The organism is Stenotrophomonas rhizophila (assembly GCF_001704155.1).
Classification (GTDB): domain Bacteria; phylum Pseudomonadota; class Gammaproteobacteria; order Xanthomonadales; family Xanthomonadaceae; genus Stenotrophomonas; species Stenotrophomonas rhizophila_A.
On the sequence record NZ_CP016294.1, the window covers coordinates 1,212,152 to 1,235,419 of the forward strand.

At 66.5% G+C, this 23,268-nt stretch carries 26 protein-coding genes; 15 read left to right on the forward strand and 11 right to left on the reverse strand.

Annotated elements, in window-relative coordinates:
• Positions 1 to 3: 3 nt before the first annotated feature.
• Entirely contained in the window at positions 4 to 408 is a 405-nt protein-coding gene (locus BAY15_RS19525) for a DUF3011 domain-containing protein (protein ID WP_237334319.1), read from the reverse strand.
• A gap of 324 nt (positions 409 to 732) precedes the next feature.
• Here BAY15_RS19525 and BAY15_RS05465 point away from each other — a divergent pair, with 324 nt between their 5' ends.
• Both BAY15_RS05465 and BAY15_RS05470 read left to right on the forward strand, forming a co-directional pair.
• Positions 733 to 966 carry a cyclase gene (locus BAY15_RS05465; protein ID WP_068849669.1) on the forward strand — a complete coding sequence of 78 codons (234 nt, stop codon included), beginning with the start codon at positions 733 to 735 and terminating at the stop codon, positions 964 to 966.
• The gene (locus BAY15_RS05470) at positions 966 to 1,676 is read left to right on the forward strand and encodes a hypothetical protein (RefSeq protein WP_157771698.1); all 711 of its coding nucleotides are present in this window, start codon (positions 966 to 968) and stop codon (positions 1,674 to 1,676) included. Before BAY15_RS05465 ends, BAY15_RS05470 begins: the two co-directional genes overlap by 1 nt.
• Positions 1,677 to 1,857: 181 nt before the next feature.
• On the opposite strand, the gene BAY15_RS05475 is transcribed toward BAY15_RS05470, so the two are convergent.
• From BAY15_RS05475 to BAY15_RS05490, 4 genes are all read right to left on the reverse strand, one after another.
• A complete protein-coding gene (locus BAY15_RS05475; RefSeq protein ID WP_068849673.1) occupies positions 1,858 to 2,205 on the reverse strand; it encodes an RcnB family protein in 348 nt (115 codons plus the stop codon).
• Positions 2,206 to 2,296: 91 nt separating this feature from the next.
• On the reverse strand, positions 2,297 to 3,526 hold the full coding sequence (locus tag BAY15_RS05480) for an FG-GAP repeat domain-containing protein (protein WP_068849675.1): 1,230 nt from the start codon (positions 3,524 to 3,526) through the stop codon (positions 2,297 to 2,299).
• Positions 3,527 to 3,543: 17 nt separating this feature from the next.
• On the reverse strand, positions 3,544 to 4,410 hold the full coding sequence (locus BAY15_RS05485; RefSeq protein ID WP_068849677.1) for a hypothetical protein: 867 nt from the start codon (positions 4,408 to 4,410) through the stop codon (positions 3,544 to 3,546).
• Between the two features lie 8 nt (positions 4,411 to 4,418).
• Positions 4,419 to 4,781 carry an H-NS family nucleoid-associated regulatory protein gene (locus tag BAY15_RS05490; RefSeq protein ID WP_068849679.1) on the reverse strand — a complete coding sequence of 121 codons (363 nt, stop codon included), beginning with the start codon at positions 4,779 to 4,781 and terminating at the stop codon, positions 4,419 to 4,421.
• Positions 4,782 to 4,879: 98 nt separating this feature from the next.
• Between BAY15_RS05490 and BAY15_RS05495 the strand changes: the two genes are divergently transcribed.
• From BAY15_RS05495 to BAY15_RS05515, 5 genes are all read left to right on the forward strand, one after another.
• Positions 4,880 to 5,305, forward strand: a complete 426-nt coding sequence (locus BAY15_RS05495; protein WP_237334320.1) for a hypothetical protein — start codon at positions 4,880 to 4,882, stop codon at positions 5,303 to 5,305.
• A gap of 112 nt (positions 5,306 to 5,417) precedes the next feature.
• A complete protein-coding gene (locus tag BAY15_RS05500) occupies positions 5,418 to 5,804 on the forward strand; it encodes a hypothetical protein (protein ID WP_068849684.1) in 387 nt (128 codons plus the stop codon).
• Positions 5,805 to 5,913: 109 nt separating this feature from the next.
• Positions 5,914 to 6,294 (forward strand): helix-turn-helix domain-containing protein, encoded by a 381-nt coding sequence (locus BAY15_RS05505; protein WP_237334321.1) that lies wholly within the window; start codon positions 5,914 to 5,916, stop codon positions 6,292 to 6,294.
• Between the two features lie 39 nt (positions 6,295 to 6,333).
• The gene (locus BAY15_RS05510) at positions 6,334 to 9,264 is read left to right on the forward strand and encodes a sensor histidine kinase (RefSeq protein WP_068854563.1); all 2,931 of its coding nucleotides are present in this window, start codon (positions 6,334 to 6,336) and stop codon (positions 9,262 to 9,264) included.
• 231 nt (positions 9,265 to 9,495) lie between these two features.
• A complete protein-coding gene (locus BAY15_RS05515) occupies positions 9,496 to 10,338 on the forward strand; it encodes an alpha/beta fold hydrolase (RefSeq protein ID WP_237334343.1) in 843 nt (280 codons plus the stop codon).
• On the opposite strand, the gene BAY15_RS05520 is transcribed toward BAY15_RS05515, so the two are convergent.
• A complete protein-coding gene (locus BAY15_RS05520; protein ID WP_068849690.1) occupies positions 10,339 to 11,550 on the reverse strand; it encodes a GAF domain-containing sensor histidine kinase in 1,212 nt (403 codons plus the stop codon).
• 28 nt (positions 11,551 to 11,578) lie between these two features.
• Between BAY15_RS05520 and BAY15_RS05525 the strand changes: the two genes are divergently transcribed.
• Together BAY15_RS05525 and BAY15_RS05530 are read left to right on the forward strand one after the other, a co-directional pair.
• A complete protein-coding gene (locus BAY15_RS05525; RefSeq protein ID WP_068849692.1) occupies positions 11,579 to 12,292 on the forward strand; it encodes a DUF2306 domain-containing protein in 714 nt (237 codons plus the stop codon).
• 8 nt (positions 12,293 to 12,300) lie between these two features.
• Complete coding sequence (locus BAY15_RS05530) at positions 12,301 to 12,759, forward strand: nuclear transport factor 2 family protein (RefSeq protein WP_068849695.1); 459 nt, start codon at positions 12,301 to 12,303, stop codon at positions 12,757 to 12,759.
• Here BAY15_RS05530 and BAY15_RS05535 read toward each other — a convergent pair whose 3' ends face one another.
• A complete protein-coding gene (locus tag BAY15_RS05535; protein ID WP_068849698.1) occupies positions 12,760 to 14,244 on the reverse strand; it encodes an FAD-dependent oxidoreductase in 1,485 nt (494 codons plus the stop codon).
• 47 nt (positions 14,245 to 14,291) lie between these two features.
• On the opposite strand from BAY15_RS05535, the gene BAY15_RS05540 reads away from it, so the two are divergent.
• Positions 14,292 to 14,783, forward strand: coding sequence for a MarR family winged helix-turn-helix transcriptional regulator (locus BAY15_RS05540; RefSeq protein ID WP_068849701.1), 492 nt, complete (start codon positions 14,292 to 14,294; stop codon positions 14,781 to 14,783).
• A 184-nt stretch (positions 14,784 to 14,967) separates the two neighbouring features.
• Here the strand turns inward: BAY15_RS05540 and BAY15_RS05545 are convergent, their stop codons facing one another.
• Positions 14,968 to 15,720, reverse strand: a complete 753-nt coding sequence (locus BAY15_RS05545; protein WP_068849703.1) for an SDR family NAD(P)-dependent oxidoreductase — start codon at positions 15,718 to 15,720, stop codon at positions 14,968 to 14,970.
• A gap of 123 nt (positions 15,721 to 15,843) precedes the next feature.
• Here BAY15_RS05545 and BAY15_RS05550 point away from each other — a divergent pair, with 123 nt between their 5' ends.
• The 4 genes from BAY15_RS05550 (at position 15,844) to BAY15_RS05565 (ending at position 19,306) form a co-directional block, all read left to right on the forward strand.
• Positions 15,844 to 16,821: a LysR family transcriptional regulator gene (locus BAY15_RS05550; RefSeq protein WP_083214073.1), complete on the forward strand. Its 978-nt coding sequence runs from the start codon at positions 15,844 to 15,846 to the stop codon at positions 16,819 to 16,821.
• A gap of 183 nt (positions 16,822 to 17,004) precedes the next feature.
• The gene (locus BAY15_RS05555) at positions 17,005 to 17,385 is read left to right on the forward strand and encodes a YbjQ family protein (protein ID WP_068849706.1); all 381 of its coding nucleotides are present in this window, start codon (positions 17,005 to 17,007) and stop codon (positions 17,383 to 17,385) included.
• 87 nt (positions 17,386 to 17,472) lie between these two features.
• Positions 17,473 to 18,354, forward strand: a complete 882-nt coding sequence (locus BAY15_RS05560; RefSeq protein WP_068849709.1) for an SDR family NAD(P)-dependent oxidoreductase — start codon at positions 17,473 to 17,475, stop codon at positions 18,352 to 18,354.
• A gap of 49 nt (positions 18,355 to 18,403) precedes the next feature.
• The gene (locus tag BAY15_RS05565; protein ID WP_068849714.1) at positions 18,404 to 19,306 is read left to right on the forward strand and encodes a LysR family transcriptional regulator; all 903 of its coding nucleotides are present in this window, start codon (positions 18,404 to 18,406) and stop codon (positions 19,304 to 19,306) included.
• A 40-nt stretch (positions 19,307 to 19,346) separates the two neighbouring features.
• Here the strand turns inward: BAY15_RS05565 and BAY15_RS05570 are convergent, their stop codons facing one another.
• The 3 genes from BAY15_RS05570 to BAY15_RS05580 form a co-directional block, all read right to left on the reverse strand.
• Positions 19,347 to 19,529, reverse strand: coding sequence for a hypothetical protein (locus BAY15_RS05570; RefSeq protein WP_068849717.1), 183 nt, complete (start codon positions 19,527 to 19,529; stop codon positions 19,347 to 19,349).
• Entirely contained in the window at positions 19,526 to 20,662 is a 1,137-nt protein-coding gene (locus BAY15_RS05575; protein WP_068849720.1) for a PepSY-associated TM helix domain-containing protein, read from the reverse strand. Before BAY15_RS05575 ends, BAY15_RS05570 begins: the two co-directional genes overlap by 4 nt.
• Before the next feature lie 66 nt (positions 20,663 to 20,728).
• Entirely contained in the window at positions 20,729 to 22,819 is a 2,091-nt protein-coding gene (locus BAY15_RS05580; RefSeq protein WP_068849723.1) for a TonB-dependent siderophore receptor, read from the reverse strand.
• Positions 22,820 to 23,000: 181 nt separating this feature from the next.
• Between BAY15_RS05580 and BAY15_RS05585 the strand changes: the two genes are divergently transcribed.
• Positions 23,001 to 23,219, forward strand: a complete 219-nt coding sequence (locus BAY15_RS05585; protein ID WP_237334322.1) for a hypothetical protein — start codon at positions 23,001 to 23,003, stop codon at positions 23,217 to 23,219.
• The last annotated feature ends 49 nt before the right edge of the window (positions 23,220 to 23,268 follow it).

Below are 23,268 nucleotides of genomic sequence, written 5' to 3' on the forward strand. Positions count from 1 at the left end.
GGGTCACCGCAGCTGGCAGATGCCGTTGGCACCCTTGCGGCCGGTGTAAGACACCGACAGCGATCCGTCCGGGTTTTTGCTCAGCGAGATGACCGTACCCGTGGCGGCGTCCTTGGCTTCGTAGTAGTTGTCATTGGACTTCTTCAGCGTGGCCTCCTTGCCGTTGACGTACACCGGGCCACCCTGGTCGCCATGGACATCCAAGCCTCCGGGGCAGGTAGCGTTGAACAGCGGCAGCCCCCCGCTGGCGGCGGGAGCTGCGGCCGCGCTGTCCGATGCATTCGAGAAGACGGCACGGCAGCCCTGTTCGACCCACACGGCATGCTTGCTCAAGCCCCAGGTCACCCCTTCGGTGCAGGGCGATTTGCTCAACTGCCGCTTGACCTGCACATCCCCTTGGGTGTCCATGGGGCACTCGGTTCGACCACGGCCCTTGGATTCACAGGTGACGTCGGCGGCCCATGCAGGCGCAGCGACCAACAGCGACAGACCCAGAACGATGCATGTACGCATGGTTGATTCCTGAAGTGTTTTGCGCCCTGCCAGGGGCGGTGCAGGCGGAGGAAACGTACCGCCGGGATCGTTGCGCAGTGGTGAAGTCGAAGTGACCTGCGTGCGAGTGCGGGCGGGGACCAGTAGAAGTACGTAGCGGTGGGCAATTCGACGGTCGCCCTGGCCGGGGTGTCGTGCGAGAATCCGGCAGACCTCGGCCGCATGGATCGGAAGGCTTGAATGGAAAAGCGTGTCTGCTTTGATTTCGAAATCGAGTTCAGCAACGGTGGTGGTATCCAGGGCCAGGAGTTCCGGCTGGATATCGAAGGCGACGACATCAGTGATGACGCGCTTGCTGACTACATCGTTCGCGACATGCGGCTGCTGATGGTCGGCACGGTGCGCATTCTCAACAAGCGGATCATCGAAGAGCCGCATAAGCGCCCACTGGATGCGCTTGACGGAGCGGAATGATGGCGTGGCACGGCGTCGGACCGAACGTGCGGCGGGCATTCGTTCTCGCGGCGATTGCGCTGGGTTCGGCCTGTGGTGGCAAGCAGGACCAGCCGGTTGAAGAGGGCAATCCGGCCCCAGCGGCCAATGCACGAAGCAGCGCTGAACCCTCCAGAGCGCCGGGTGGGATGCCGCGCAGTGCTCCGGTGCTGGGTAACGATGTGCCCGACGTTGAGGCAAGCGCTTACATGGAGGCCAACGGCGTTTCCCTTGAAGTTGCCAGGGAGCGGCTGCTGATCGAGTCAGAGCTTATGCCACATGTCCAGGACCTACGGGAGCGATATCGAGAGAGGATGGCCTTCATTTCGATCGAGTCAACGCCCTACCAGCACCTGGTGGTAGGTTTGAAGGGGCCTGCAACGGAGCCTGTCCAGCTCATCAGAGTACGCGGGACCGATGTGAGGGTTGAGTTCGAGCAAGGCTACCCCTACACGGCGCAGGAATTCAGCGACATCATGAGCAGGGCAAGCGCCAGGGCTCTGGAGTTTTTTCCGGATGTGACCGGCCTGAGTGGTCGTCCGGAACTTGGCTTGATCGAAGTCATGGTGAGTGGAACAGACGAGCAGCGCTACCTGACCGCGAAAGCTGAACTTGAAGCGGTGGCCGGTATTGAGATCAAGATTCTGTTGGGTAGGTCCCCGCCGAGAGATCTGATTGATATTCCGCATTGATCGACCCAAGGAGTGAGCCGCAGCGTGAAACCGAATACTGGAATGCCGGCCTTCCTGGGTCGAATGGGTGCGTTGCTTCTTTCGCTATTCGTTGGCCTGCCGCCTGCAGCCGCGAATGCCGTGTTTCAAGATGTCCTGAAGGTGCCGCGCGTGGGCGGCAACCTGTAGGACGGGCGCCGCGTCAGCGGCGCAGGGCGTCGATGATCACGCCGGTGGCGATCTCAACGAGCAGGTACTCGGTGTCGGACTGCCGCACCCAGCGATGGCCGCGGCCAGGTTCGCGCAGATCGTAACGCGAGTAGTCGTCAACCCAGTAACGGCGGTCCACCTCCGACCAGCTGAGCCGGTCGCCGCGGTGCCAGGCCTTCTTCTGCCATCCCGGCGGCGGTGCGTGGCGCTTGTCCGGGCCGCCGGCATGCGGGGGCGGGCCGTTGCCGCGTGCATGGTGGGGCGGATCGGCCCAGGCAGGGGCTGCGGCCAAGGCGGCAACGGTAAGTGCGGCAATGCCAATCAGATGTGCGGCTTTCATAGCAAGCTCCCATTCCAGCCGCAGCGAGCGGCGGCGTGGTCCGGAATATAGAGCAGGTTCTGTGAAGAAAGCCGTGGGAACGTCGGGGGGCTTATGGGCGGCTGAGCAGCAGCCGCGCCTGCGATTGCCAGCCACCGATGAACAGATCCGGCTTGCCATCGCCATCCAGGTCTCCACGCGCCATGCTCCAGCTGCGGCCCACGGTGGCAGCGGGAATCACCTTCGCGGTGACGTCGCTGAAATTGCCCTTCCCATCGTTCTGCCACGCACGTACTTGGAGCGGCACGAAACCGGGCACGTCGATGGCGCTGACCACCAGGTCGGGATGACCATCGTGGTTGAAGTCCACCACGGTGCCGCCCCAGCTTGAGAAGCGGTGGGTGGGCAGGCGGGTACGGGTTTCATCCTTGAAGCGCGCGTTGCCCTGGTTGATCAGCAACCGCGTCTGCGGGTCCTTGTCCCAGTCCCGGTTGTTGCTGGTGAGGTTGAAGAACACCAGGTCCAGCCGGCCATCGCCGTTGGCATCCAGGGCATGTACTTCGCGGGTCTCCGTAGGTATCTGCTCGCCCAGCCGCTCGGTGGCATCGGTGAAGCGTCCGCCGCCATCGTTCAACAGCAGCCGGTTGATCGGATCCTGGCTGGCAATGGCCATGTCCAGGTCGCCATCGCCATCCAGATCGGCCAGCACGATGCCCTGCGCCTGCACGTCGATGGCGGGCAGGTGGGAGGTGCTGGCATCGATGAACCACCCGGGGCGGGCACGGTCATTGAGCCACAGGAAGGGCTGCGCCACGCCCTCCTTTCCTTCGGTGGTGTTGCCCACCACGATGTCGGGCAGGCCGTCGCCGTTCACATCGCCGACCGCCACCGCGTTGGCCTGGCTGGTGGCGGGCAGGCGCTCGCTCGCCCGGGTAAAGCCACCCTTGCCGTCGCCCAGGAACAGGTTGTGCTGCTCGGTATCTTCGGCCACGAACACCACATCCAGGTGGCCGTCGCCATTGAAGTCGGCCACGCGTACATGCTCGTTGTCGCCCGCGATGGAACCGAACGCACCGGGCGTATGGCTGAGCTTGCCGGTGCCATCGTTGAGGTACAGCCGGTTGGCGCCGTTCTCCACCGCCACCGCGACATCCAGGTCGCCGTCACCGTCGGCATCCAGCAGCGCCGCATCCAAGGCGTGCAGCTCGGCATCCGCAGGAACGTGGGTAGCGGTGACGTCGGTGAACAGCGTGGTGGCCGGCGGCGGTGGCGCCGCACAGGCGGTGATCGAGGCGCAGGACAAGGCCGTGAACAGCAGGAATGACGGGGTGGGTCGGCGCATGCTGTTCGTTCTCCAGTTCATTCAACCAGGGCCAGTTGCCGCTTGAAGCCTGGCCATAGTGCAAGCTTGTGGGTGACGTTGGTGATGGTCCGGCGCGGGTCGGTGGGGTGTGGCCTGGACGACGTGCTGCTTCGGCCCTGGCGCCACAGCCCGAACATCACGATCTCCGCGCCCACCGGGAAGGATTTCAACCAGGCGGCGTCGGCATGCCCGACGCTGACTTCGTAGAAATCACGGCGATCGGCCACGCCGGTGTGCTGGTACTTCGGCGCGCAGTTGAGGAACAGCGAATCCGGCTGCGGCGAGCGGTGCGACCTGACCGTGCCGACCAGCGCGATGGGCAGGTCGGTAGTTCCGGCGCCAATACGCTCCCATGCCTGGTCGTAGCGTTCCTGGTCGTAGAAGAAATTTTCCCAGTCCACGCGTTTCTTGCCCAGGCGCAGGGTGATCTGCGAGGCCACGAGGTCATCGCTCTCACACATCGCGCGCAGCACCAGCAGGTCGGCAAGGGTGCCCAGATACCCGTCGAGGGTGCGCTGATCGATGCCGCCGCGCTTGAGCGCCTGCTGCAGCAACAGCAGGCGCAGCTCGTGCCGCTCGTCGTCCAGCGCAGGCAGGAACTCAGGATCCGAACCGGCGGCCACAATGGCCTGCAAGCGGCCGGGGGCGATGTACCGGCAGCCCGGCTGGTGCTCGGCGCCCTTGGCCAGGGCGATATAGGAAGGATCCGCCGCCACAAACCTGACCGGGGCGCCGCACCCTTCGCTGTCGCAAAGCAGGGTAGGCAGGGACTGCTGCGTATCGTGTCGCTTCTGCAGGCCCTCGATGCGATGCAGGGTGCCGTGCGTTCCCACGGCCCGGCGCATCTTGAGATCGCCGCTCATCTTCGCGTTCAGCCCGGATAGGCCGGGAAGCGCTCATCGGGGTGGTGCTTCTTCCACTCGGTATGGGCCACGGTGCCCTCCCAGGCGAGGAAGGTGTTCGGCACGCGCCCGCGACCGGACCAGGTTTCCTGGGTATGCGGCAGCCAGTAACGCGGCGGCAGTTCCTTGCGTTCTGCCTTGGCGGGTTTGGCCCGCTTGGCCGGGTTGGCGGCTCCCTCGCTGCCCAGCAGGGCGCGCAGCCGGCGCTGCTGTTCCGGGCTGAAATCGTCGAAGCTGGTGGTCAGCAGCAGGGTGACGCGCTCATACGCCTCCTTGGTAGCTGCCCGCAGCAGGGCCTGCGGGGAGAGGGATGCGGATGGCTTGCGGGGCATATGATTCCAGAAAGGAGGGTTGTCGGCGGGCAAGATAACAAATGCCGGTGTGATCAACCCGCTTCGGCGCCCCGCCATCCATTCAAGGAAGGAATATCGTGAGACTTGTCACGCTGCTGATGCTCTGTTTGATGGTGGCGGGCTGCAGCCTGGTGATCGATAGTGCCTACGACACCCTGGAAGAGGCGGATAAGGCCGGGATGATCGGGAAGGGATGGGTTCCCGCATGGGTTCCCCGCGATGCGACGAACCTACGTGAGGTGCACGACCTCGATTCGAATACGAGCCAGCTTTCGTTCTTCATGCCGCCGGGCACCGGGTTGAATCTCCCGCCGGATTGCCGACCGGTGGCCCATGCGCAGACGGCGCCCGCAGCCTTCAACCGCTTGTGGTGGCCCGGCGATCGCGTGCTCGCACGCTCTTACCGGTTCCTGCAATGCGATACCGAATACGACAAGGCGGTATTGATTGCCACCAACAGGGACGGCGACCGCGTTCTCTACTGGCGGACCTACGCGCGCTGAGCGTGATCCGGGGCCACCCGCGGGGGAGGGGCGTATTACTCTTTCGAGGCATGCGCGCCGGCGCCGATGGGTCCCCAATGGGGGCAGCCAGATCGACGCTGGAGGCGCCCCGGTGCAGCTGTTGTACGCAACCTTTCCCGACCGCATGCCCGGCGTGGGCCTGCTGTTGTTTCGCCTGGTGCTGTCGTTGATGCTGGTAGGACCGTGGGGCCTGCGCGGGGCGCTGCCCCCGCCCGACCTGATCGCGTGGGCGTGGCTCGCCGCCGCCCTGATCGCGTTCGGCGGACTGCTTCCGTTGGGGATAGGAGTGGCGCTGGTCCTGGCCGGGGTGGATGCCGCGCTGGACGGCTGGCCGTTGGCCGGACTGCTGCTGGCGTTGCTGTTGCTGGGTCCGGGCGCGTATTCGGTGGATGCGGTGCTGTTCGGTCGACGGGTGCTGGAGCGGCCGGCGTCGCGGCGCGGCAGCGACGACAACAAGGGCACTCACCCGAAAGAGTAGTCGTGCGCCCAGCCAATCGGGGCTTGGGCAGGGCGCGCTGCAGGCACAGCATGCACGGGTGGATTTCGCGAGGTCCGAGCCAATGCATGCCAACCATCCGGCATCTGCCGTGGAACCCGTGCCGGGCGCACCTTCGCGCGCGGTGGGGCGGGCGGTCGACTACATCGAGGCCAACCTGTCCGAACCCCTGCAGCTCAGCGCCATTGCCGGGGCGGCGTGCATGAGCCGTTTCCACTTTGCCCGTACGTTCCGCGAGCAGACCGGGCTGAGCCCGATGGAATACCTGCGCATGCGGCGCATCGAGCGCGCCCGGCACCTGCTGCGTACCGAGGGGCAGCGCGTCTGCCAGGTTGCCAGTGCGCTGGGTTTCTACGACCAGAGCCACTTCGTGCGCTGGTTCCGCCGCAGCCTGGGCTGCACGCCCACGGCCTACGTGCGCGCTGCCGTCCCGTCGGGGTGCCAGCCGTGCGACGGTGCGCCTTGCCGGTAGTTGTTTTTGTATGATGGCCCCGACGCGCAGGGGCTGACCATGACGATCACATTCCGGGCCATCGCCTGCGCGTGCCTGCTGCTGCTGGGCGGCCATGCTGCGGCGTTGGACCCGGCGCGGGCGGTGGGGCAGTTCCACCACACCGCGTGGACGGTCAACCAGGGCGCACCGGGGCAGGTGACCGCGCTGGCGCAGACGGTGGATGGCTATCTCTGGCTGGGCACCGAAATCGGCCTATACCGTTTCGATGGCGTGCGCTTCACGCGCTTCGTGCCGCCCGGCGATGACGCGTTTCCCGCGACCAGTGTGTCGACCCTGTACGCCGCCCATGATGGCGGGTTGTGGGTGGGCTTCCGCTATGGCGGGGTGAGCCGGGTCGAGCGCACGGGCGTGCGCCACTACGGTTCAGCGGCGGGGCTGCCGACCAGCACCGTGTTCCGTTTCGCCGAAGACGGCGAGGGCCGCTTATGGGCCGCCACCTTTACCGGCCCGCTCTTCCTGCAGGGCCAGCGCTGGGTGCGGCCCACGCAGGCGATGGGCTACCCGGGACGACAGGCGCGGACGTTGTTCACCGATCGCGAGGGCACGCTGTGGATCGCCACCGAGGCTGGCATGGTGGTGTTGAGGCGCGGGGCAAGCGCATTCGGAGGGGTGCCGGCGCGCGTGGGCCGGGTAAGCCAGATCGCCCAGGCGCCGGACGGAGCCATCTGGGTGGCCGAAGCGGACGGCGGTGTGCGCCCGCTGTCCGGCCAGGGCGATGCCGTGGAATCGGCCGGGCTGCTGTTCGACCGCGACGGTGTGCTCTGGGCGACCACGCTGGGGACCGGGCTGGTTCGCCGCTCACCGCAACGCAACCGGGCGGAGGTGGAACGCTTCCGCCGGGTGGACGGGCTCAGCTCCGATTACGCGCAGCCGTTGCTGGAGGATCGCGAGGGCAATGTGTGGGTGGGCGGCAGTCGCGGGCTGGATCGCTTCCGCCATGCAAACATGGTGCAGGTGCCGATGCCGGAAGGTGCGCAGGAGTTCGCCATGGCCGCGGACGGCAACGCGCTGCTGGTGGGCACCCGCAACCACCCGTTGCAGCGCGTGGACATGGCCGCACGCCAGACGCTGGCGCTGCCGGCGGGAATCACCGCCATGCACCGCGATGCCGCCGGCACCACGTGGTTGGCCGGGCCGGACGGGGTGTGGCGCCGTGACGGCGAGCGGTTCTCGAAGGTTTCCGGGCTGCCGGTGGCGACGCGCTCCGGCGTGCAGGCCATCGCGACCACCCCGGACGGCGCGCTGTGGGTGTCCTTGAACACGCCGGGTGTGTACCGGTTCAAAGACGGGCAGTGGGCACACTTCCAGGACAGGCCTGGATTGCCCACGGGTGGTTCGCCGCTGGTGATGCAGACCGATGCCAGCGGGCGGCTGTGGCTGGGCTTTGCCCGCAACGCGGTGGCGGTGCTCGACCACGGGGTGTTCTCCACGCCATGGACGGGCGAACCGCTGGACGTGGGCAACATCACGGCGTTGTTCGAGGACGCGCAGGGCATGTGGATGGGCGGAGAGCGCGGTTTGGCGCGGGTGGCCGAAGGCCGGTTGCACAATGTGCTGCCGGCGGTGCGCGAAGACCTGCGTGGCATCAGCGGCATCGTGGCCGATGCTGCAGGCGACCTGTGGTTCAACGGTGCACGTGGCGTGGTGCATGTGCGCGCCGGCGACATTGCCGGGCTGTTCAACGCGCAGGGCACCCCGCGATACGAGCGCTTCGATGCGCTGGATGCGTTGCCCGGCATCGCCGCCCAGTTCCGGCCACTGCCCACCGCTGCGCGGACCCAGGATGGGCGGCTGTGGTTTTCCACGACCAGTGGCCTGGTGTCGATGGATCCGGCGCAGATCGTGCGCAACCCCGTGGCACCGCCAGTGGAGATCCTGTCGGTGGCGGTGGATGGGGCCGACGTGCCGATCAATGCAGGCGCCGTCGAGCTGCCGGCAGGAACGAAGAACCTGCGCATCCGCTTCACAGCGCTTAGTCTTTCAATTCCCGAGCGGGTCCGTTTCCGTTATCAGCTGGAGGGCTTCGATCCGCAATGGTTCGAGGCCTCGACCGCGCGCTCGGCGTTCTACAACGCGCCTGCCTCGGGGCAGTATGTGTTCCGGGTAGCGGCCAGCAACAACGATGGGGTCTGGAACGAGCAGGGCGCCCGCCTGGTGGTCAACGTCGCACCGCATTACTGGGAAACCGCCTGGTTCCGCGTGCTGTGCGTGATCGCGGGTGCGGCCCTGCTGTGGCTGCTGTACCTGGGCCGGCTGCGGCAGCTGGCGGCACGCATCCGTACACGCCTGGATGAGCGTCACCGCGAGCGCGAGCGGATCGCACGCGAGCTGCACGACACCCTGCTGCAGAGCACGCAGGGACTGATCCTGCGGTTGCATGCGTCCAGCCGCAAGCTGCCGCCCACCGACCCGGTCCGCGCCGAGCTGGAAGCGGCCATGACCATGGCCGAGCAGGTGGCGGCCGATGGCCGTGAGCGCGTGCGCGGCCTGCGTGGCGATGTGGAACGTGCGCGCGATCTTGGCGCTGCGCTGATGGGCGTGGCGGAGGAGGCGCATGGCCTTGAGACCCCGGCCGTTCGCCTGGTGGTGGAAGGCACGCCGCGCGCCATGCAGACCTGCGCGGCCGAAGAGGCGTACATGATCGGCCGCGAAGCCCTGCTCAATGCATTCCGTCATTCCCGCGCCGCGCAGGTGCAGATCCTGGTCAGCTATGGGCGCCAGGGTTTCCACCTGCGCATCAGCGACGACGGGATCGGGTTACCCCAGGGGGCAGAGGCCATGACAGGGCACTGGGGCCTGGAAGGCATGCGCGAGCGCGCTGCGCGCGCCGGTGGCACGTTGATGATCCTGAGCGGACGCTCCGGGCGCGGAACGGAGATCGACCTGCAGATACCGGCGTCCTTCGCGTGGGAACCCCGGCGCCGCTAGTCCCGTCACCGGCTGGAAGAGCAACGGCGTACAAGCCGCACCCTGCCGTTATCTGGCCCCATGTGTGTCGCCGCCCCTGCGCAGGATTCACCGATGCCCCCCAACGTGTTGGAAACGCTGATGCTCACCCGCCGCCAGGCGCTCCAGGCCGGTGCCTCGGCGCTGGCCGTCATGGCGCTGCCGGGTTTTGCGATGGCGCGCACCCCTTCCCCCGCTCCGGAGAACACTTTCATGTCCGAGAATTTCGTCACCACCAAAGACGGCGTCCGCATCTTCTACAAGGACTGGGGCCCGCGCGATGCGCAGCCCATCGTCTTCCACCACGGTTGGCCGCTGTCGTCGGACGACTGGGACACCCAGATGCTGTACTTCCTGCAGAAGGGCTACCGCGTGATCGCCCATGACCGCCGTGGCCACGGCCGCTCGGCACAGGTCAGCGACGGGCATGACATGGACCACTACGCAGCCGATGCCTCCGCCGTGTTCGAGCACCTGGACCTGCGCAATGCCGTGCATATCGGCCATTCCACCGGGGGGGGCGAAGTGGCGCGCTACGTGGCCAGGCATGGCCAGCCGCAGGGGCGCGTTGCCAAGGCGGTGCTGGTCAGCGCCGTGCCGCCGCTGATGCTGAAGACGGCGGCCAACCCCGGTGGCCTGCCGATCGAAGTGTTCGACGGCATCCGTGCCGGTGTTGCGGCCAACCGTGCGCAGCTGTTCGTGGACTTCCCGACCGGCCCGTTCTATGGCTTCAACCGCCCCGGTGCGACCATCTCGCAGGGCGTGATCCAGAACTGGTGGCGCCAGGGCATGATGGGCAGCGCCAAGGCCCACTACGAAGGCATCAAGGCCTTCTCCGAAACCGACCAGACCGAAGACCTGAAGGCGATCACCGTGCCCACGCTGGTCATGCACGGCGATGACGACCAGGTGGTGCCGATCGCGGACGCAGCGCTGCTGTCGGTGAAGCTGGTGAAGAATGGCACCCTGAAGGTCTACAAGGGCTACCCGCACGGCATGCTGACCACGCACGCCGACGTGATCAATCCGGACCTGCTGGCCTTCATCAAGTCCTGATCAGGCGCTGCCACCCGGCATCCGGAACGTAAATGCTGTGCCGGTGGCCTCATCCGAGGCCACCACCAGCGTGCCCCCATGCGACCGCGCAATCTCCGCGGCGATGTAGAGCCCCAGCCCCAGGCCGGGCCGCGGCAGCTCCGCCTGCTCGCGCGAGAACGGCCTGAAAATTGTCGCCAGTCGCTCGGCGGGAATATGCCCGCCGTTGCACACGGTCAATACCAGTCCGCTTGAAGCGGCCTGTACCTCCAGCGCGATCGGCGCAGCGGCATCGCCATGCTGCACGGCATTGGTCAGCAGGTTGGCCAGCAATTGGCCCAGCCGGTTCGGATCACACACCACCGCGCCATCGATCTCCATCCGCACCGCGATATCCGAGCGCCCGGTAGCGTTCGCCACCTCGTCCACCACGTGCTGCAGATCGGCCGCCAAACAGTCGGCGCTGCGCAATGCCACGGGAATGCCGCCGCCCAGCCGGCCACGCGCGAAGTCGAGCACATCGCTTACCAACCCCTCCATGCGATTCACGCTGGCCGTGATGTGGTCGAACATGCGCTGCTGGTAATCCGTATGCGGCGCAGCTTCGAGTGTTTCGGTCACGATGCTGATCGACTGCAGCGGATTGCGAAGGTCGTGGCCCAGTACTGCGATGAACTGGTCGCGCAGCTCAGCCACCTGCTGCGCATCGGAAAGCGCCACTGACGCCAGTTCAAGGCGTTCTTCGGTATCGAGGTAATTGCCGACCAGCTCGGCCAGCAGTTCCATCGAGCGCTGGATATGCAGCTCATCGAACGTGGCAGGCGCCGAATCGATCGCACACAGGGTGCCGAAGAAGCTGCCATCCGGACGGTGGATCGGCACCGAGGCGTAGCTCTCCAGCCCATAGATGCGCGGGGTATGGTGGGTGGAGTAGACCGGGTGCAGGCTCGCATGGGCGAACACCACCGGCTTGGGCGACTGCCGGATCTCATCGCAGATGGTGGTCTCCAGCACCAGCTGGCCGCCCGCCACCAGGCCGAAGCCCAGGGTGTCGTGGGTGGCGCACGCCGTCCAGGTGGTATCGGTCACCCGGGCAATGGCCGTGAACCGGCAGCCGGTGATGTGGGCCACGGTTTCCAGGATGCGTGGCACAGCCGCGATGCGGCCGATCTCGGCGATATCGCGGAGCAGGGCGGGATCGGTGAGCGCAGGTAGGGGGGCAGGACTGGTCATTGGTGGGAATGTTCACATGAATTGTGAAATGGCGCACTTTCGCAGCGATTACGTCGTAAAGTCCGCCAACAGGAAAGGAGGCCATGCCGTGGGTGTACTGCCATCGCGCCGGGAAAACGTGGTGAGAACCCTGTCCAGGGTCGTCGGCTGGTTGGTTGTGGTGCTGGTGTCGGCCGAGTTCCTGCTGGCTGCGTATGGGAAGTACGGGCTGCTGGACAGCCCCGCGTACGGCCGCTTCGTGGATCGCCATGGCTGGCTGTGGCTGCACCTGGCTGGCGGCGTGGTGGCCATCGTGGCCGGGCCGGTCCAGCTGTTGGCGCGATGGTGGTTCGAACGTCCTGTACTGCATCGGCGGGTTGGATACCTCTATTTCGGTGGAGTCCTCACGGCCAGCGCGGCGGCGGCTGGATTGATCGCCACCACTCCCGCACCGCTTTCCATCAAGCTTGGTTTCGCGGGTACCGCGCTGGCGTGGTTGACCACGGCGCTGCTGGCCATGATCGCGATCCACCGTGGCCGAGTGGAGCGGCACAGGACGTGGATGATCCGCAACTACGCGGTGACCTTGGCGCCTGTCCTGTTTCGTTTGATGTTGCCGGTAGCCATTGCTTCAGGACTGGCGCCAAGCGGAGCGCTCATCTCGTGCCTGCTGTGGGCAAGCTGGCTCTTGCCCCTTGTCACGGTGGAAGCGTTCCGGAGGAGAGAACGCGATCCGCTGAAGCACGATTACATACCTTCCTGAGGTAGTTCATGCCCGCACTTGCCCTGCTGTTTGCCGCTGCCGCCACCGCAAATACCCCGGCGGCACCTGATGCCGCCACCGTAGCCGCTATCGAGGCGACCTGCTTTGACTATGTGGATGGCCAGCTGGAAGCCGATCCCCAGCGGGTAGCGCGGTCATTGCATCCAGACCTGGCCAAGCGGATGGTGCTGGGCGAAACCCCGGACGAGCGGCTTAGCCTGCGCCGCATGAGCAAGGAGGAGCTGGTGGGCCTGACCCGCCAGGGCGCGCTGAAGACGCCCAAGGCGGAGTGGGACCGTACCTGCCGCGTGCTGGACGTTACCGGCAACGCGGCCTCGGTGCGGCTGGAGACGCCCTGGTTCGTGGACTACTTCCACATGGGCCGTTTCGGAGAGCGCTGGATCATCGTCAATGCGCTCTGGTACTCCAAGCCCAGAGCGGCCTCCACGGCACCGGCGGCGAAGTAATCAGGGCGAACAGGCCGCGTGATGTGACACCAGATCGGCAAGTCGCCCGCCGTCCGCAACAGCGGCAACATAGCCGTCGGGGCGCACCAGCACCCACTCGTCCGGCCCAAGTCCGTACGCGCGCTGGAAATGCCCATCGCCGTCGCGCAGGTCGCCCTTCGGCCCAATGAGGTGTACGTGCAGGCCGGCGCGCGGCGGCGCAGCGATTCGGTCGGCCGCATGGCCCAGCAGCGTCCAATGGATACCGCGGAGTACCTCGAACAATCGGATGGGTTGCCCGCCCGCGCCCTGCAGCGGTGCATCAGGCGCGCGGTCGCCGGGCTCGATGCGCCCCTCGCGCGATTCGGCCGGCAGCGTAAGCGAAGACGCCCGATACCCCAGGTCGAGCTGCTGCACCTCACGACCACGCCGGTTGTCGCCGCGCTGGGCGTGCTCGAGAAGCCTGGTAGCAAGACCGAGCATTGCCGCCGCAACGGGCCTGCGTTCTTCTTCGTAAGTATCGAGCAGTACCTCTGGCGCGCCTTCCAATACGGACGCCAGCTTCCAGCCCAGGTTGTATGCATCCTGCGCGCTGGTGTTCAGTCCCTGGCCGCCGGTAGGGGGATGGGTATGCGCCGCATCGCCCACCAGGAACACCCGGCCCACGCGATACCGATCTGCCAGGCGTGCGTTCATCTGGTACGCGGAAGCCCACGAGACGCCTTCGACCGTGATGTCATCGCGCCCTGTCCGCGCGTACACGATTGCGGCCAAGCCCTCAACGGACAGGTCCACCTCGCCCTCCAGCGGCACCGGTGCCTGCAACTGGAACAGGTCCGTGCCCATGAGCGGGCACAGCGAGATGCGGCGTGCCATGTCGTGCTCGTTGAAGTTGTGCCACGCATCGCGGGACAGACCCTGCAGCACGATATCGGCGACGACGGCGCGAACGCCCAGGGTCTGGCCCGGGAAAGGAATCGCCAATGACTGGCGCACGAAGCTGCGGCCGCCGTCGGCGCCGATCAGGTAACGGGTTCTGATCGTCTGCTCGCCGCTGGGCGTGGCGATGCGGACGTGGACACCTTCGCCATCCTGATCGACGCCGAGCAACGTGTGGCTGAATTGCACGGCATGGCCCAGTTCGGCCAAGCGCTCGCGCATGACGGCTTCGGTGAGGAACTGCGGCACCATGAGCGGCTGGCGATAAGGCTCGGCCGGGGTAGCCAGCGCAGCTTCCAGCACCGCGCTGTCGGTGCTGCTGCCATCGGTATTGTGGGTACGCGAAAGGGGGTACGGCCCGCCGGTAGCGAACAAACGGTTGAGGATGCCCATGTCCTCGAACATCTCCTGGCTGCGGGGCTGGATGCCCTTGCCGCGCGAGCCATGGAACGGCTGGTCGCGCCGCTCCAGCAGCCTGAAGGACACGCCACGCCGGGCCAGCTCGATGGCCAGGGTCAAACCAGCGGCACCGGCGCCACAGATCACAACATCAGGGGTGTTACCCATCGTTTTCTCCAGGTATGTGTAATATGCACGTATCTGGAGGGGATGCTATGCCTGCGAAAAAGAGAGTGCAAGATACACATATTTCGACCGAGCTGAAGTCGCTGCACCTGTCCATGGTCAGCCTTGTCAGCGTGATGAACCGCCCGCGCAACGACGAGCGACTCCTGCAGGAAGCGGGGGTGAAGCTGGACCAGGCTCTGTTCCGGCTGCTGGTGGTGATCGAGCGGGTCGGGCCGATCGGGGTGGTCGAATTGGCTGACCGGTTGGGTCGCGACTACACGACCATCAGCCGGCAGGTGGCCAAGCTGGCAACCATGGAACTGATCACACGCCAGGGCAATCCGCAGGACCGCCGGATCCGCGAGGCCACCATTGCGCCCAAAGGCAAGGAGATGACTGACCGCTTGGACGCCGCGCGCGAGCGGATGGGTAGGGTCATCTTCGAATCATGGGAGCCGCAGGAGGTATCGGACCTGGTGCGGCTGATGGCGAAATTCGCCGATGCAATGGAAGCGGTCGAACGTGGGACACCGGAGTAGAGCCACCGAGGCGCTGGCCAACGCGCACTGGCCGAGGCGATAGGCAGCGGCCAACCGCTTCGTTTCGAATCCGTGCCCGGGGTGCCGGGATTACCTGCTCAGCCCGTTGCAGCAACACACCACTGAATCGCTGCGCGAGCGCTGACCCGACCGCGCGCGATGCCGAGCTTGCAGCCGCACAGGATCAGACCTGCGCCATGCCGCCGTCCACGAACAGCTCGATGCCGTTGACGAAGCTCGCCTGGTCAGAGGCCAGGAATGCCACGGCGTTGGCCACTTCCTGCGGTTCCCCCAGTCGTCCCAGTGGCACCTGCGCTGCCAGGTGGTCGAACAGACCCTGACGGGCGTCGTCGGGCACCAGATCGCCGAGGCCGGGGGTGCGGATCGGCCCCGGGCTGACAACGTTGACCCGGATGCCGCGCTCCTTGAGGTCCAGCGCCCAGGAACGGGCGAAGTTGCGCACTGCTGCCTTGCTGGCGCTGTACACGCTGAAATTGGCCGTGCCCTGGATGGACACGGTAGAGCCGGTGAGGATGATCGATGCCCCATCGACCAGCAGTGGCAGCGCCTTCTGCACGGTGAACAGGACGCCACGGACATTGGTGGCGAAGATGCGGTCGAAGTGCTCTTCGGTAATCGCGCCCAGCGGCAGCATGTCGCCGCCACCGGCGTTGGCGTGCAGGATATCCAGTCTGCCAGCCTGCGTGGCGATCCGGGCGTAGACCGTGTCCAGGTCGGTGGGAAGCGCCGCATCAGCGCGAATCCCGGTGGCGGCCGGACCGATCGCGGCGACGGCCGCGTCCAGTTCGGCCTGGCGCCGGCCGGTGATGAAGACAGTGGCGCCCAGCGACGCGAGGTGGCGGGCGCTGGCCAGGCCGATGCCCGAGGTGCCGCCGGTGACGAGGGCGATCTTACCGGTAAGGAGGGCGGTGCTCATGATGTTCTCCGTTGGACGAGCGGGAGGATTCCCGCCGCTGTTGGGAGAACGATAGGCTTGGCCGATTGGTGGATAAAGATGGATTAATGATAATCACTATGCATGTAAGTGCATAATGGGCGCATGAACCAACTTTCCGCCATCCGTGCCTTTGCCCGGGTCGTCGAAGCGGGCAGCTTCATCCGCGCCGCCGAGTCCCTGGACATGCCCACCGCTACGCTCAGCAAGCTGGTGCGCGAGCTGGAAGCGCATCTGGGCGTACGCCTGCTGCAGCGGACCACGCGGCGGGTATCGGTCACGGCCGAGGGCCAGGACTACTACGAGAAGGCAGGTCGTCTGCTGCGTGACCTGGAGGATATCGATGCGTCGTTCAGTGCCGCGCGAGGCACGCCGCGGGGACTGTTGCGCGTGGACGTTGGCGGGTCGACCGCACGCGACGTGCTGGTGCCCGCGCTGCCGGCGTTCATGGCGCGGTACCCGGATATCCGCATCGAGCTGGGCGTCTCCGACCGGCCGGTGAACCTGATTGGTGAGAACGCCGACTGCGTGATCCGCGGCGGGCCATTGGACGATTCATCGCTGGTTGCGCGCCATGTTGGCGATGCCACCTTGATCACCTGCGCCAGCCCGGGCTACCTGAAAGCGCATGGCGTGCCCGCCTACCCCGAAGAACTTCGCAACGGGCACCGGCTGGTGAGCTACGTGCTCAGCTCCACCGGGCGCGCCGTGCCGTTCCGCTTCCGGGGTGATGCGGGAAGTGTGGAGATCAAGGGCGGGCACCGTCTTGGCATCAATGAAAGCAACGCCCACCTGGCCGCGGCGATTGCGGGCTTGGGGCTGGTCCAGACCTTCAGCTATGCCGCCGCGCCTGCACTGGCCAGCGGTGCACTGGTGGAAGTGCTGCGGGCCTGGCGGCCGGCGCTGTATCCGTTCCACGTTGTGTATCCGCATAACCGGCACGTGACCCACCGCCTGCGGGTGTTCATCGACTGGCTGGCGGAAATGATGCCCGGGCTGCTGGCAGCCGGTTTCCAGGAACTCGACACCGACGCGCGGGTGGAGAAGCCGGCGACCACGGGTCGTTACAGGGTGCGGGCGTGAGCACACAGCGCCATACAGTTGCGAGGTGCTTGATCGCGGCGGCTTCTTACAGTGGCGGTGTATTGCGCACTTTTGTTGGCGGTATTGGTTCAGACATGCTTACTCTGGATACTCAGGCCGCGACGACCACAGGCGCATTGACCTTCCCACCATCCGGGCAGATCCCCGGGCAACGAGGCAACCATGGCAGATCCTTACAACAGCGCCGCACACCCGTCGACCGCGACCCGACTGGACGATTCCATGGTGACCACCGCATTCGAGCTGCCCGGGTACCGGATCACGCGCAACCTGGGCGTGGTACGCGGCATCACCGTGCGCTCGCGCTCCATCGTCGGCAACTTCCTGGGCGGTATCCAGACGCTGTTCGGCGGCAACATCACCATCTATACCGAGCTGTGCGAGCAGGCGCGCGAGGAGACCTATCGCGATATGGCCAAGCATGCACGGATGCTGGGGGCCAACGCGATCATCGGCATGCGCTACGACGCGACCGACATCATGACCGGGCTGACCGAGGTGCTGTGCTATGGCGCTGCCGTCGTGGTGGAGCCGTTGCGGTGATTCGCTAAAGGGCGATACGCGGTTTGTATCGTGGACTGCTGCAGGTGGTATTGGCGCTGAGCATGCTGTCGGCACGATCCTGTGCGGATGCAGACGCACGACGAAGTTACATTTGAAGGGCAGGTTGGGCTGGTTACCGGTGCAGCCAGTGGACTGGGCCTGGCCTACAGCAGGCTGCTGGCCTCGCGCGGTGCGCGGGTTGTCATGCATGACGTGGGCGCCGGGCTGGATGGAAGCGGGCAGGACCCGGCGCGGATCGATGCGACGGTGGCGCTGCTGCGCGGTACCGGGCTGCAAGTGCATGCCGCGCACGCGGCGATCGACCAGCGCGACGGCTGCCGCGCGCTGATCGCCGACATCGTCGCCCGCCATGGCCGGATCGACTTCATCATCCACAACGCGGGGTGGGTGGAGTACCAGCAGATCGATGCGCTGGAGGAAGACCGCTTCGACCACATGATGACCATTGCGGCCAAGGCGCCGCTGTGGCTGGCCGAGGCGGCGTGGCCGTCGATGCAGGCACGCCACCATGGCCGCATCGTGCTGACCACCTCCGACCGCGCGCTGTATCCGCAGTACGTGCAGAAGGGCTTGGCCGCGTATGCGGCCGCGAAGATGGCAGCGGTGGGTATCGTCAACGTGCTGGCCGCTGAAGGCGCACCGCACAACATCGTGGTCAATGCCATCTCGCCGGTGGCCAAGACCCGCATGTGGGGTGTGGAGGGCGAGCCCGATGAGCTGCACCCGGATGCGGTCGCGCCGGGCGTTGCCTTCCTGGCATCAACGGCCTGCCGCGATGGCGGCTGGATCCTGCGTGCCAGCAACGGCCAGTTCCACGCAACCCGCAGCGTGGAGGCCGACGACGTGGCCTACCCGCGGGACCTGCGCGCCACGTCCGCCGACAGCATCGAAGACATCGCCGCGCAATGGTCGCGCATCGCGCAGCCCACGGTGGAACCACGCAGGTAGTCAACGGCACGGCATACTGGCGGGGTTTCCGTCCAGCGCATGCATGCCCATGGTTGATCTCCGCCTGCTTCGCCAGTTCGTTGCTGTTGCTGAAGAGCTGCACTTCCACCGCGCGGCGGCGCGCCTGCACATGTCACAGCCACCGCTGACAGCGGCCATCCGCAAGCTGGAAGACGAGATCGGCAGCGAGCTGATCCAGCGCGGCAACCGTACCCTTGGGCTCACCGCCGCCGGGGCAGTGCTGCTGGCCGAGGCACGCCTGCTGCTGCAGCAGGCCGACCATGCGCTGGTCGCCACTCGCGATGCAGCTGAAGGGCGCACCGGTACCGTGCGGCTGGGCTATGTGGGCAGCGCGCTGTACGGGCGCCTGCCCGGGGTGATCCGCAGCTTCCGCCAGAGCAGCCCGGACGTTCGGCTGGAGTTGATCGAAGCCACCTCCGCACGCCAGATCCAGATGCTGCGCGAACAGCGGATCGACGTGGGCGTGGTGATTCCACCGGTGTTCGAGGCCGACGACATGCGGCTGCAGGCATTCGACAGCGACCGCCTGGCCATCGCGCTGCCGCGCGCGCACCCGCTAGCAGAGCGGGCGCATCTCACTGTCGGGATGTTGGCCGACGAACCGTTCGTGCTGTGGCCGGCGCGCGAGGGCAGGGGCTTCCATTCGCAGGTCGTGCGCCTGTGCGCGGCCGCAGGATTCACACCGCGGGTGGTGCAGGAAGCGCACGGCATGCACGCGGTGCTGTCACTGGTGGCGGTGGAGGCGGGCATCTCGGTGGTGCCCGCCAGCATGGCCGGGTTCCGCAGTGCGGAAGTCGCCTATCACCCGTTGGCGGGAGGCGAGGCCACGTTCGAGCTGCAGCTGTGCCTGCGCGCAGATGAAGCATCGCCGGCGGCACTCAACTTCGCCCGCCACGGGGCCGGGGGCCGACCGGGCAATGCCGACCGGTAGTGCCGACCGTTGGTCGGCACCACGAGCCCGGATCACCCCGTCACCGGGTGCGTTTCACCCAGGCGCGCACTACCAGGCCGATCAATGCGGCGAAGACGACCCACGACACGACGTCGAACACGCCATCGCCAACCAGCGCGCTGACCAGCCCCAGCAGGCTTGCCGCGGCGATCCACGCTGGCGCCGTGAACGGGCTGCCATTGGGCGCAGGCGTCCGGCTCATGCCGCACCCCCGGTTTTTTCAGCGCGCTCGATCTCGGTTACCCGCGCTTCGGTGCTGCCGCGCTTGAACCACAGGTACAGGCCGCTGACCAGTACCGCGATGGTGAGCAGGTCCAGCAGCGCCCACAGGATCTTCAACGGCAGCTTGCCGTAGTCGCCGAAGTGCAGCGGCTGGCTGAGCAGCAGCACGCTCATGTAGGTGGGCAGCTGCGGCTGGGCGGTGAGTTCGCCGCTGGCCGCATCGATCAGCACCGGGCGATACAGGCGTTCGGTGAGCGGGGTATTGCCCTGCATGAACACGCCATAGTGGTGGTCGCCGCTGTAGCCGGTGCCGGGGAAGCTGACGAACGCCGGGCGCATGCCGGGCTCGGCAGCGCGTGCGGTGTCCACCGCGGCCTGCAGCGAGGCCAGCGTGGTCGGGCGCGGCTGGCCGGCGTAACGCGCGGCGAACTCGCCCAGCTGCTGGCTCTGCCAGGCGGTTTCCAGTGGCTTCGCAATCGTGTTGATGGCGCCGGTGAGGCCCACCACCAACGCCCAACCCAGGGTGACCACGCCGATCACGTTGTGCAGGTCCAGCCAGGCCAGCCGGCGGCTGCGCCCGGTGCGCAGGGTGCCGAAACGCTGGCGGCGCATGAAGGGGCCGTACAGGACCAGGCCGGAGATGATCGCCACGGCGAACAGCAGGCCCATCGCGCCCATGAACAGCATGCCGGGCAGGCCGAGGAACAGGTCGGTGTGCAGCCGGTACAGGAAGTACATCACCCCTTCGTTGAACTGCGGCGCGGGCAGCACCTCACCGCTGCTGGCATCGAGCAGCGCGGTCTTCATCTGCGGCGGCGGCGTGGCCGGCTCGGTGCCGGTGTTGACGTACACCGTGTGGCCCTCCCAGTCCCAACCCACGAACAGCGGCACGTTGCCCGGGTACTGCGCCACGGCGGTGCGGACCTGTTCATCCAGGTTGCGATGCGCGGCCTGCGGCTGCGGGTTGTCCACGTGCGGCTCGCTGAGGTGGGCGATTTCCTCGCCGAACACCAGCGGCAGGCCGGTCACGCACAACAGCAGCAGGAACAGGGTGCAGACCAGGCTGGTCCACTTGTGGACCAGGAACCAGGCTTTGATGGTGGAACGTTGCATTGAATTCTCTGGCGGCGGCTGGAGAGGGTACGGACACGGTAGTGCCGGGCCACGCCCGGCACACCGTCAGAACCGGTACGAAATCGTTCCGGTCACCGTGCGCGGGTTGCCGGTGAAGCAGTCACCGAAATTGCGGCACGGGGCGAAGTACTTCTTGTCGCCCAGGTTGGTGATGTTCAGCGACATCGTCCAGTCGGTGACCTGTACTTCGGCCAGCGCATCCACCAGCGTGTAGCTGGGCGTGCGGATGAAACCGCCGTAGCCCAGCGACTGGGTGTTGCCCACGTAACGGCCACCAACGCCCAGTCGCAGGCGCGCGTCGTCGACCAGCTGGAAGGCCTTGCCCAGCCATACCGAGGCCAGCTCCTGCGGGGTGTCGTTGAGGCGCTGGTTCACTTCCATGGCGAAGTTGCTCTTGGTCACTTCGGCCTTGTTGCGCGAGTACGCCGCGGTGAGGGTGATGTCGTGCGCGAACTGGAACTGGCCCTCGACTTCCACGCCCTTCGATTCGATCTCACCGGTCTGGATCACGTTCAAGACGTTGTCCGGATCGTTGGTCTGGCGGTTGGTCTCGGTGATGCGATAGGCCGCCAGGGTGACCAGCATGTTCGACGCCGGCTGCCACTTGATGCCGCCTTCCCACTGGTCGCCCTGCATCGGCTTGAATGCACGGCCGTACAGGTCCTGGCCGGTCACCGGCAGGAACGATTCGCTGTAGCTGATGTACGGCGAGACGCCCGCGCCGATCTCGCCGATCAGGCCGGCGCGGTAGGTGGTGGCGTTGTCGGTCTGGCTGGGCAGGCCTTCGGTCTTGCTGCGCGCATGGTCGCGGCGTGCGCCCAGCACCAGCGAAACGCGGTCGGCCCAGCGGATCTGGTCCTGCAGGTATACCCCCAGCTGGGTGGTCTGCTGGTCGGGCAGGCGGTCCCAGCCGTTGATGGTCACGCCGGTGGAGATCGGGTTGTAGATGTCGATCGGGGTCGGGGTGGCATCCAGGTTCCAGGACTTCTCGCGGTAATCGCTGTAGTCCACGCCGGCCAGCAGCAGGTGCTGGAAGGCGCCGGTGGCGAAGTCGAACTGCACCGCATTGTCGCTGGTCAGCGAACGCACGTCCGGGCGCACGCCGTAGGCGTTGCGGTTGAGCACGCGCTTGTCGGCATCGATGAACGGGTCCAGCGGATTGGAGTAGGTATCCGGGTACAGTTCGCGGAATTCGGTCTTGCCGTCCAGGTAGCGCACGGCCGAGCGCAGGCTGATGCTGTCGCTGAAGCTGTGGTCGAACAGGGCGGTCACGCTGTACACGCGCGAATCGAGTTTGTCGAAATCGCGGTCGCCCAGGAACGTCGATGGATCCAGGCGCGGTGAACCGGCCGGTGCATTCAGGGTCGCCACCACCGGCAGGAACTGCTGGCTGGAGGCGGTCTTGTCGTGCTGGTAGCTGGCCAGCACGGTGAGGGTGCTGCGCTCGCCCTGCCAGCTGATCGACGGCGCCAGGTACACGCGGTCATCGTCGATGGTGTCGGTTTGCATGCCGGATTCGCGCACCAGGCCGACGAAGCGACCGGCCAGGGTGCCGGCGTCGTTCAGGGTGCCGGCCACGTCGCCCTGGAACTGTCTGCGGTCGAAGTTGCCCAGCTGCAGGGCCACTTCGCCGCCCAGGTCGCCGAAGGTCGGGCGCTTGGTGATGGCATTGATGATGCCGCCGGTGGCGCCGGCGCCGTACAGCACCGACGAGGGGCCGCGCAGCACTTCCACCCGCTCCAGGCCGTACACCTCGGTGCGTGCCAGCGGATTGAAGCCGTAGCTGCGGCGCAGGCCATCCAGGTATTGCACCGGGTCCAGACCGCGCACGGTGCTGCCGTCGCTGCGGGTATCCAAGCCGTAGGCATCGGCGGTCACGCCGGCGCTGTAGCGCAGGGTTTCCTGCAGGTTGCGGGCGCCGCGGTCGGTGAACAGCTCACGGGTCACCACGCTGATCGCCTGCGGGGTCTGGGTGAGCGGGGTATCGGTCTTGGTGGCGGTGCTGGCGCGGTCGGCGACCACGCTGACCGCGTCCAGCGTGCGGGCGGTGCTGCCGTCCTGGGCATGGGCCATGGCCGACGCCAGCAGGGTGGGAACCAGCATCAGCAAGGGTGAACGGCGCGACAGGGCAGGCATGACAGGGATCCCGGGTACCAAGGGCCCGGATTATCGGGAGGTGAGGATGCGAACGCAAATGAATCTCAGATACAAGCCTATCCGGCGCGGTTTTCATCCGTCTGCCACATCCCCTGCACGAGCCCTACGCGATGCCGGTCTTAACGTAGTCCGTCCCCCGTTTCGTCATTGGAGACACGCCATGAATACCCTGCAGACGGCCGCCCGGGCGATGCGCAACGGCCTGGAGGAAATGGCGGCCCTGTTGGTGGGCGAGCGCGCCGAGGACCTGCGCCGTGACGATACCGCCGCGCCGGGGGTGGGTATTCCGATGCCACGCCGGCTGCCGCTGCGCCGCACGCTGCCGCGCGCCCGCAAGGGCATGGCGCCGTGGCAGAAGGTGGGCGCCCCGCGTCGCTGAGCGAACCTGAACAGGGGAACATGTCCCCCACACCGCGGTTATGGCTAAC

What these genes read in the sequence shown, in the direction of transcription:
- BAY15_RS19525 (WP_237334319.1), bottom strand. Translation starts at nt 408, where the DNA reads ATGGACACCCAAGGGGATGTGCAGGTCAAGCGGCAGTTGAGCAAATCG.
- BAY15_RS05465 (WP_068849669.1), top strand. Translation starts at nt 733, where the DNA reads ATGGAAAAGCGTGTCTGCTTTGATTTCGAAATCGAGTTCAGCAACGGT.
- BAY15_RS05470 (WP_157771698.1), top strand. Translation starts at nt 966, where the DNA reads ATGGCGTGGCACGGCGTCGGACCGAACGTGCGGCGGGCATTCGTTCTC.
- BAY15_RS05475 (WP_068849673.1), bottom strand. Translation starts at nt 2,205, where the DNA reads ATGAAAGCCGCACATCTGATTGGCATTGCCGCACTTACCGTTGCCGCC.
- BAY15_RS05480 (WP_068849675.1), bottom strand. Translation starts at nt 3,526, where the DNA reads ATGCGCCGACCCACCCCGTCATTCCTGCTGTTCACGGCCTTGTCCTGC.
- BAY15_RS05485 (WP_068849677.1), bottom strand. Translation starts at nt 4,410, where the DNA reads ATGAGCGGCGATCTCAAGATGCGCCGGGCCGTGGGAACGCACGGCACC.
- BAY15_RS05490 (WP_068849679.1), bottom strand. Translation starts at nt 4,781, where the DNA reads ATGCCCCGCAAGCCATCCGCATCCCTCTCCCCGCAGGCCCTGCTGCGG.
- BAY15_RS05510 (WP_068854563.1), top strand. Translation starts at nt 6,334, where the DNA reads ATGACGATCACATTCCGGGCCATCGCCTGCGCGTGCCTGCTGCTGCTG.
- BAY15_RS05515 (WP_237334343.1), top strand. Translation starts at nt 9,496, where the DNA reads ATGTCCGAGAATTTCGTCACCACCAAAGACGGCGTCCGCATCTTCTAC.
- BAY15_RS05520 (WP_068849690.1), bottom strand. Translation starts at nt 11,550, where the DNA reads ATGACCAGTCCTGCCCCCCTACCTGCGCTCACCGATCCCGCCCTGCTC.
- BAY15_RS05525 (WP_068849692.1), top strand. Translation starts at nt 11,579, where the DNA reads ATGGCGCACTTTCGCAGCGATTACGTCGTAAAGTCCGCCAACAGGAAA.
- BAY15_RS05530 (WP_068849695.1), top strand. Translation starts at nt 12,301, where the DNA reads ATGCCCGCACTTGCCCTGCTGTTTGCCGCTGCCGCCACCGCAAATACC.
- BAY15_RS05535 (WP_068849698.1), bottom strand. Translation starts at nt 14,244, where the DNA reads ATGGGTAACACCCCTGATGTTGTGATCTGTGGCGCCGGTGCCGCTGGT.
- BAY15_RS05540 (WP_068849701.1), top strand. Translation starts at nt 14,292, where the DNA reads ATGCCTGCGAAAAAGAGAGTGCAAGATACACATATTTCGACCGAGCTG.
- BAY15_RS05545 (WP_068849703.1), bottom strand. Translation starts at nt 15,720, where the DNA reads ATGAGCACCGCCCTCCTTACCGGTAAGATCGCCCTCGTCACCGGCGGC.
- BAY15_RS05550 (WP_083214073.1), top strand. Translation starts at nt 15,844, where the DNA reads ATGAACCAACTTTCCGCCATCCGTGCCTTTGCCCGGGTCGTCGAAGCG.
- BAY15_RS05555 (WP_068849706.1), top strand. Translation starts at nt 17,005, where the DNA reads ATGGCAGATCCTTACAACAGCGCCGCACACCCGTCGACCGCGACCCGA.
- BAY15_RS05560 (WP_068849709.1), top strand. Translation starts at nt 17,473, where the DNA reads ATGCAGACGCACGACGAAGTTACATTTGAAGGGCAGGTTGGGCTGGTT.
- BAY15_RS05565 (WP_068849714.1), top strand. Translation starts at nt 18,404, where the DNA reads ATGGTTGATCTCCGCCTGCTTCGCCAGTTCGTTGCTGTTGCTGAAGAG.
- BAY15_RS05570 (WP_068849717.1), bottom strand. Translation starts at nt 19,529, where the DNA reads ATGAGCCGGACGCCTGCGCCCAATGGCAGCCCGTTCACGGCGCCAGCG.
- BAY15_RS05575 (WP_068849720.1), bottom strand. Translation starts at nt 20,662, where the DNA reads ATGCAACGTTCCACCATCAAAGCCTGGTTCCTGGTCCACAAGTGGACC.
- BAY15_RS05580 (WP_068849723.1), bottom strand. Translation starts at nt 22,819, where the DNA reads ATGCCTGCCCTGTCGCGCCGTTCACCCTTGCTGATGCTGGTTCCCACC.
- BAY15_RS05585 (WP_237334322.1), top strand. Translation starts at nt 23,001, where the DNA reads ATGAATACCCTGCAGACGGCCGCCCGGGCGATGCGCAACGGCCTGGAG.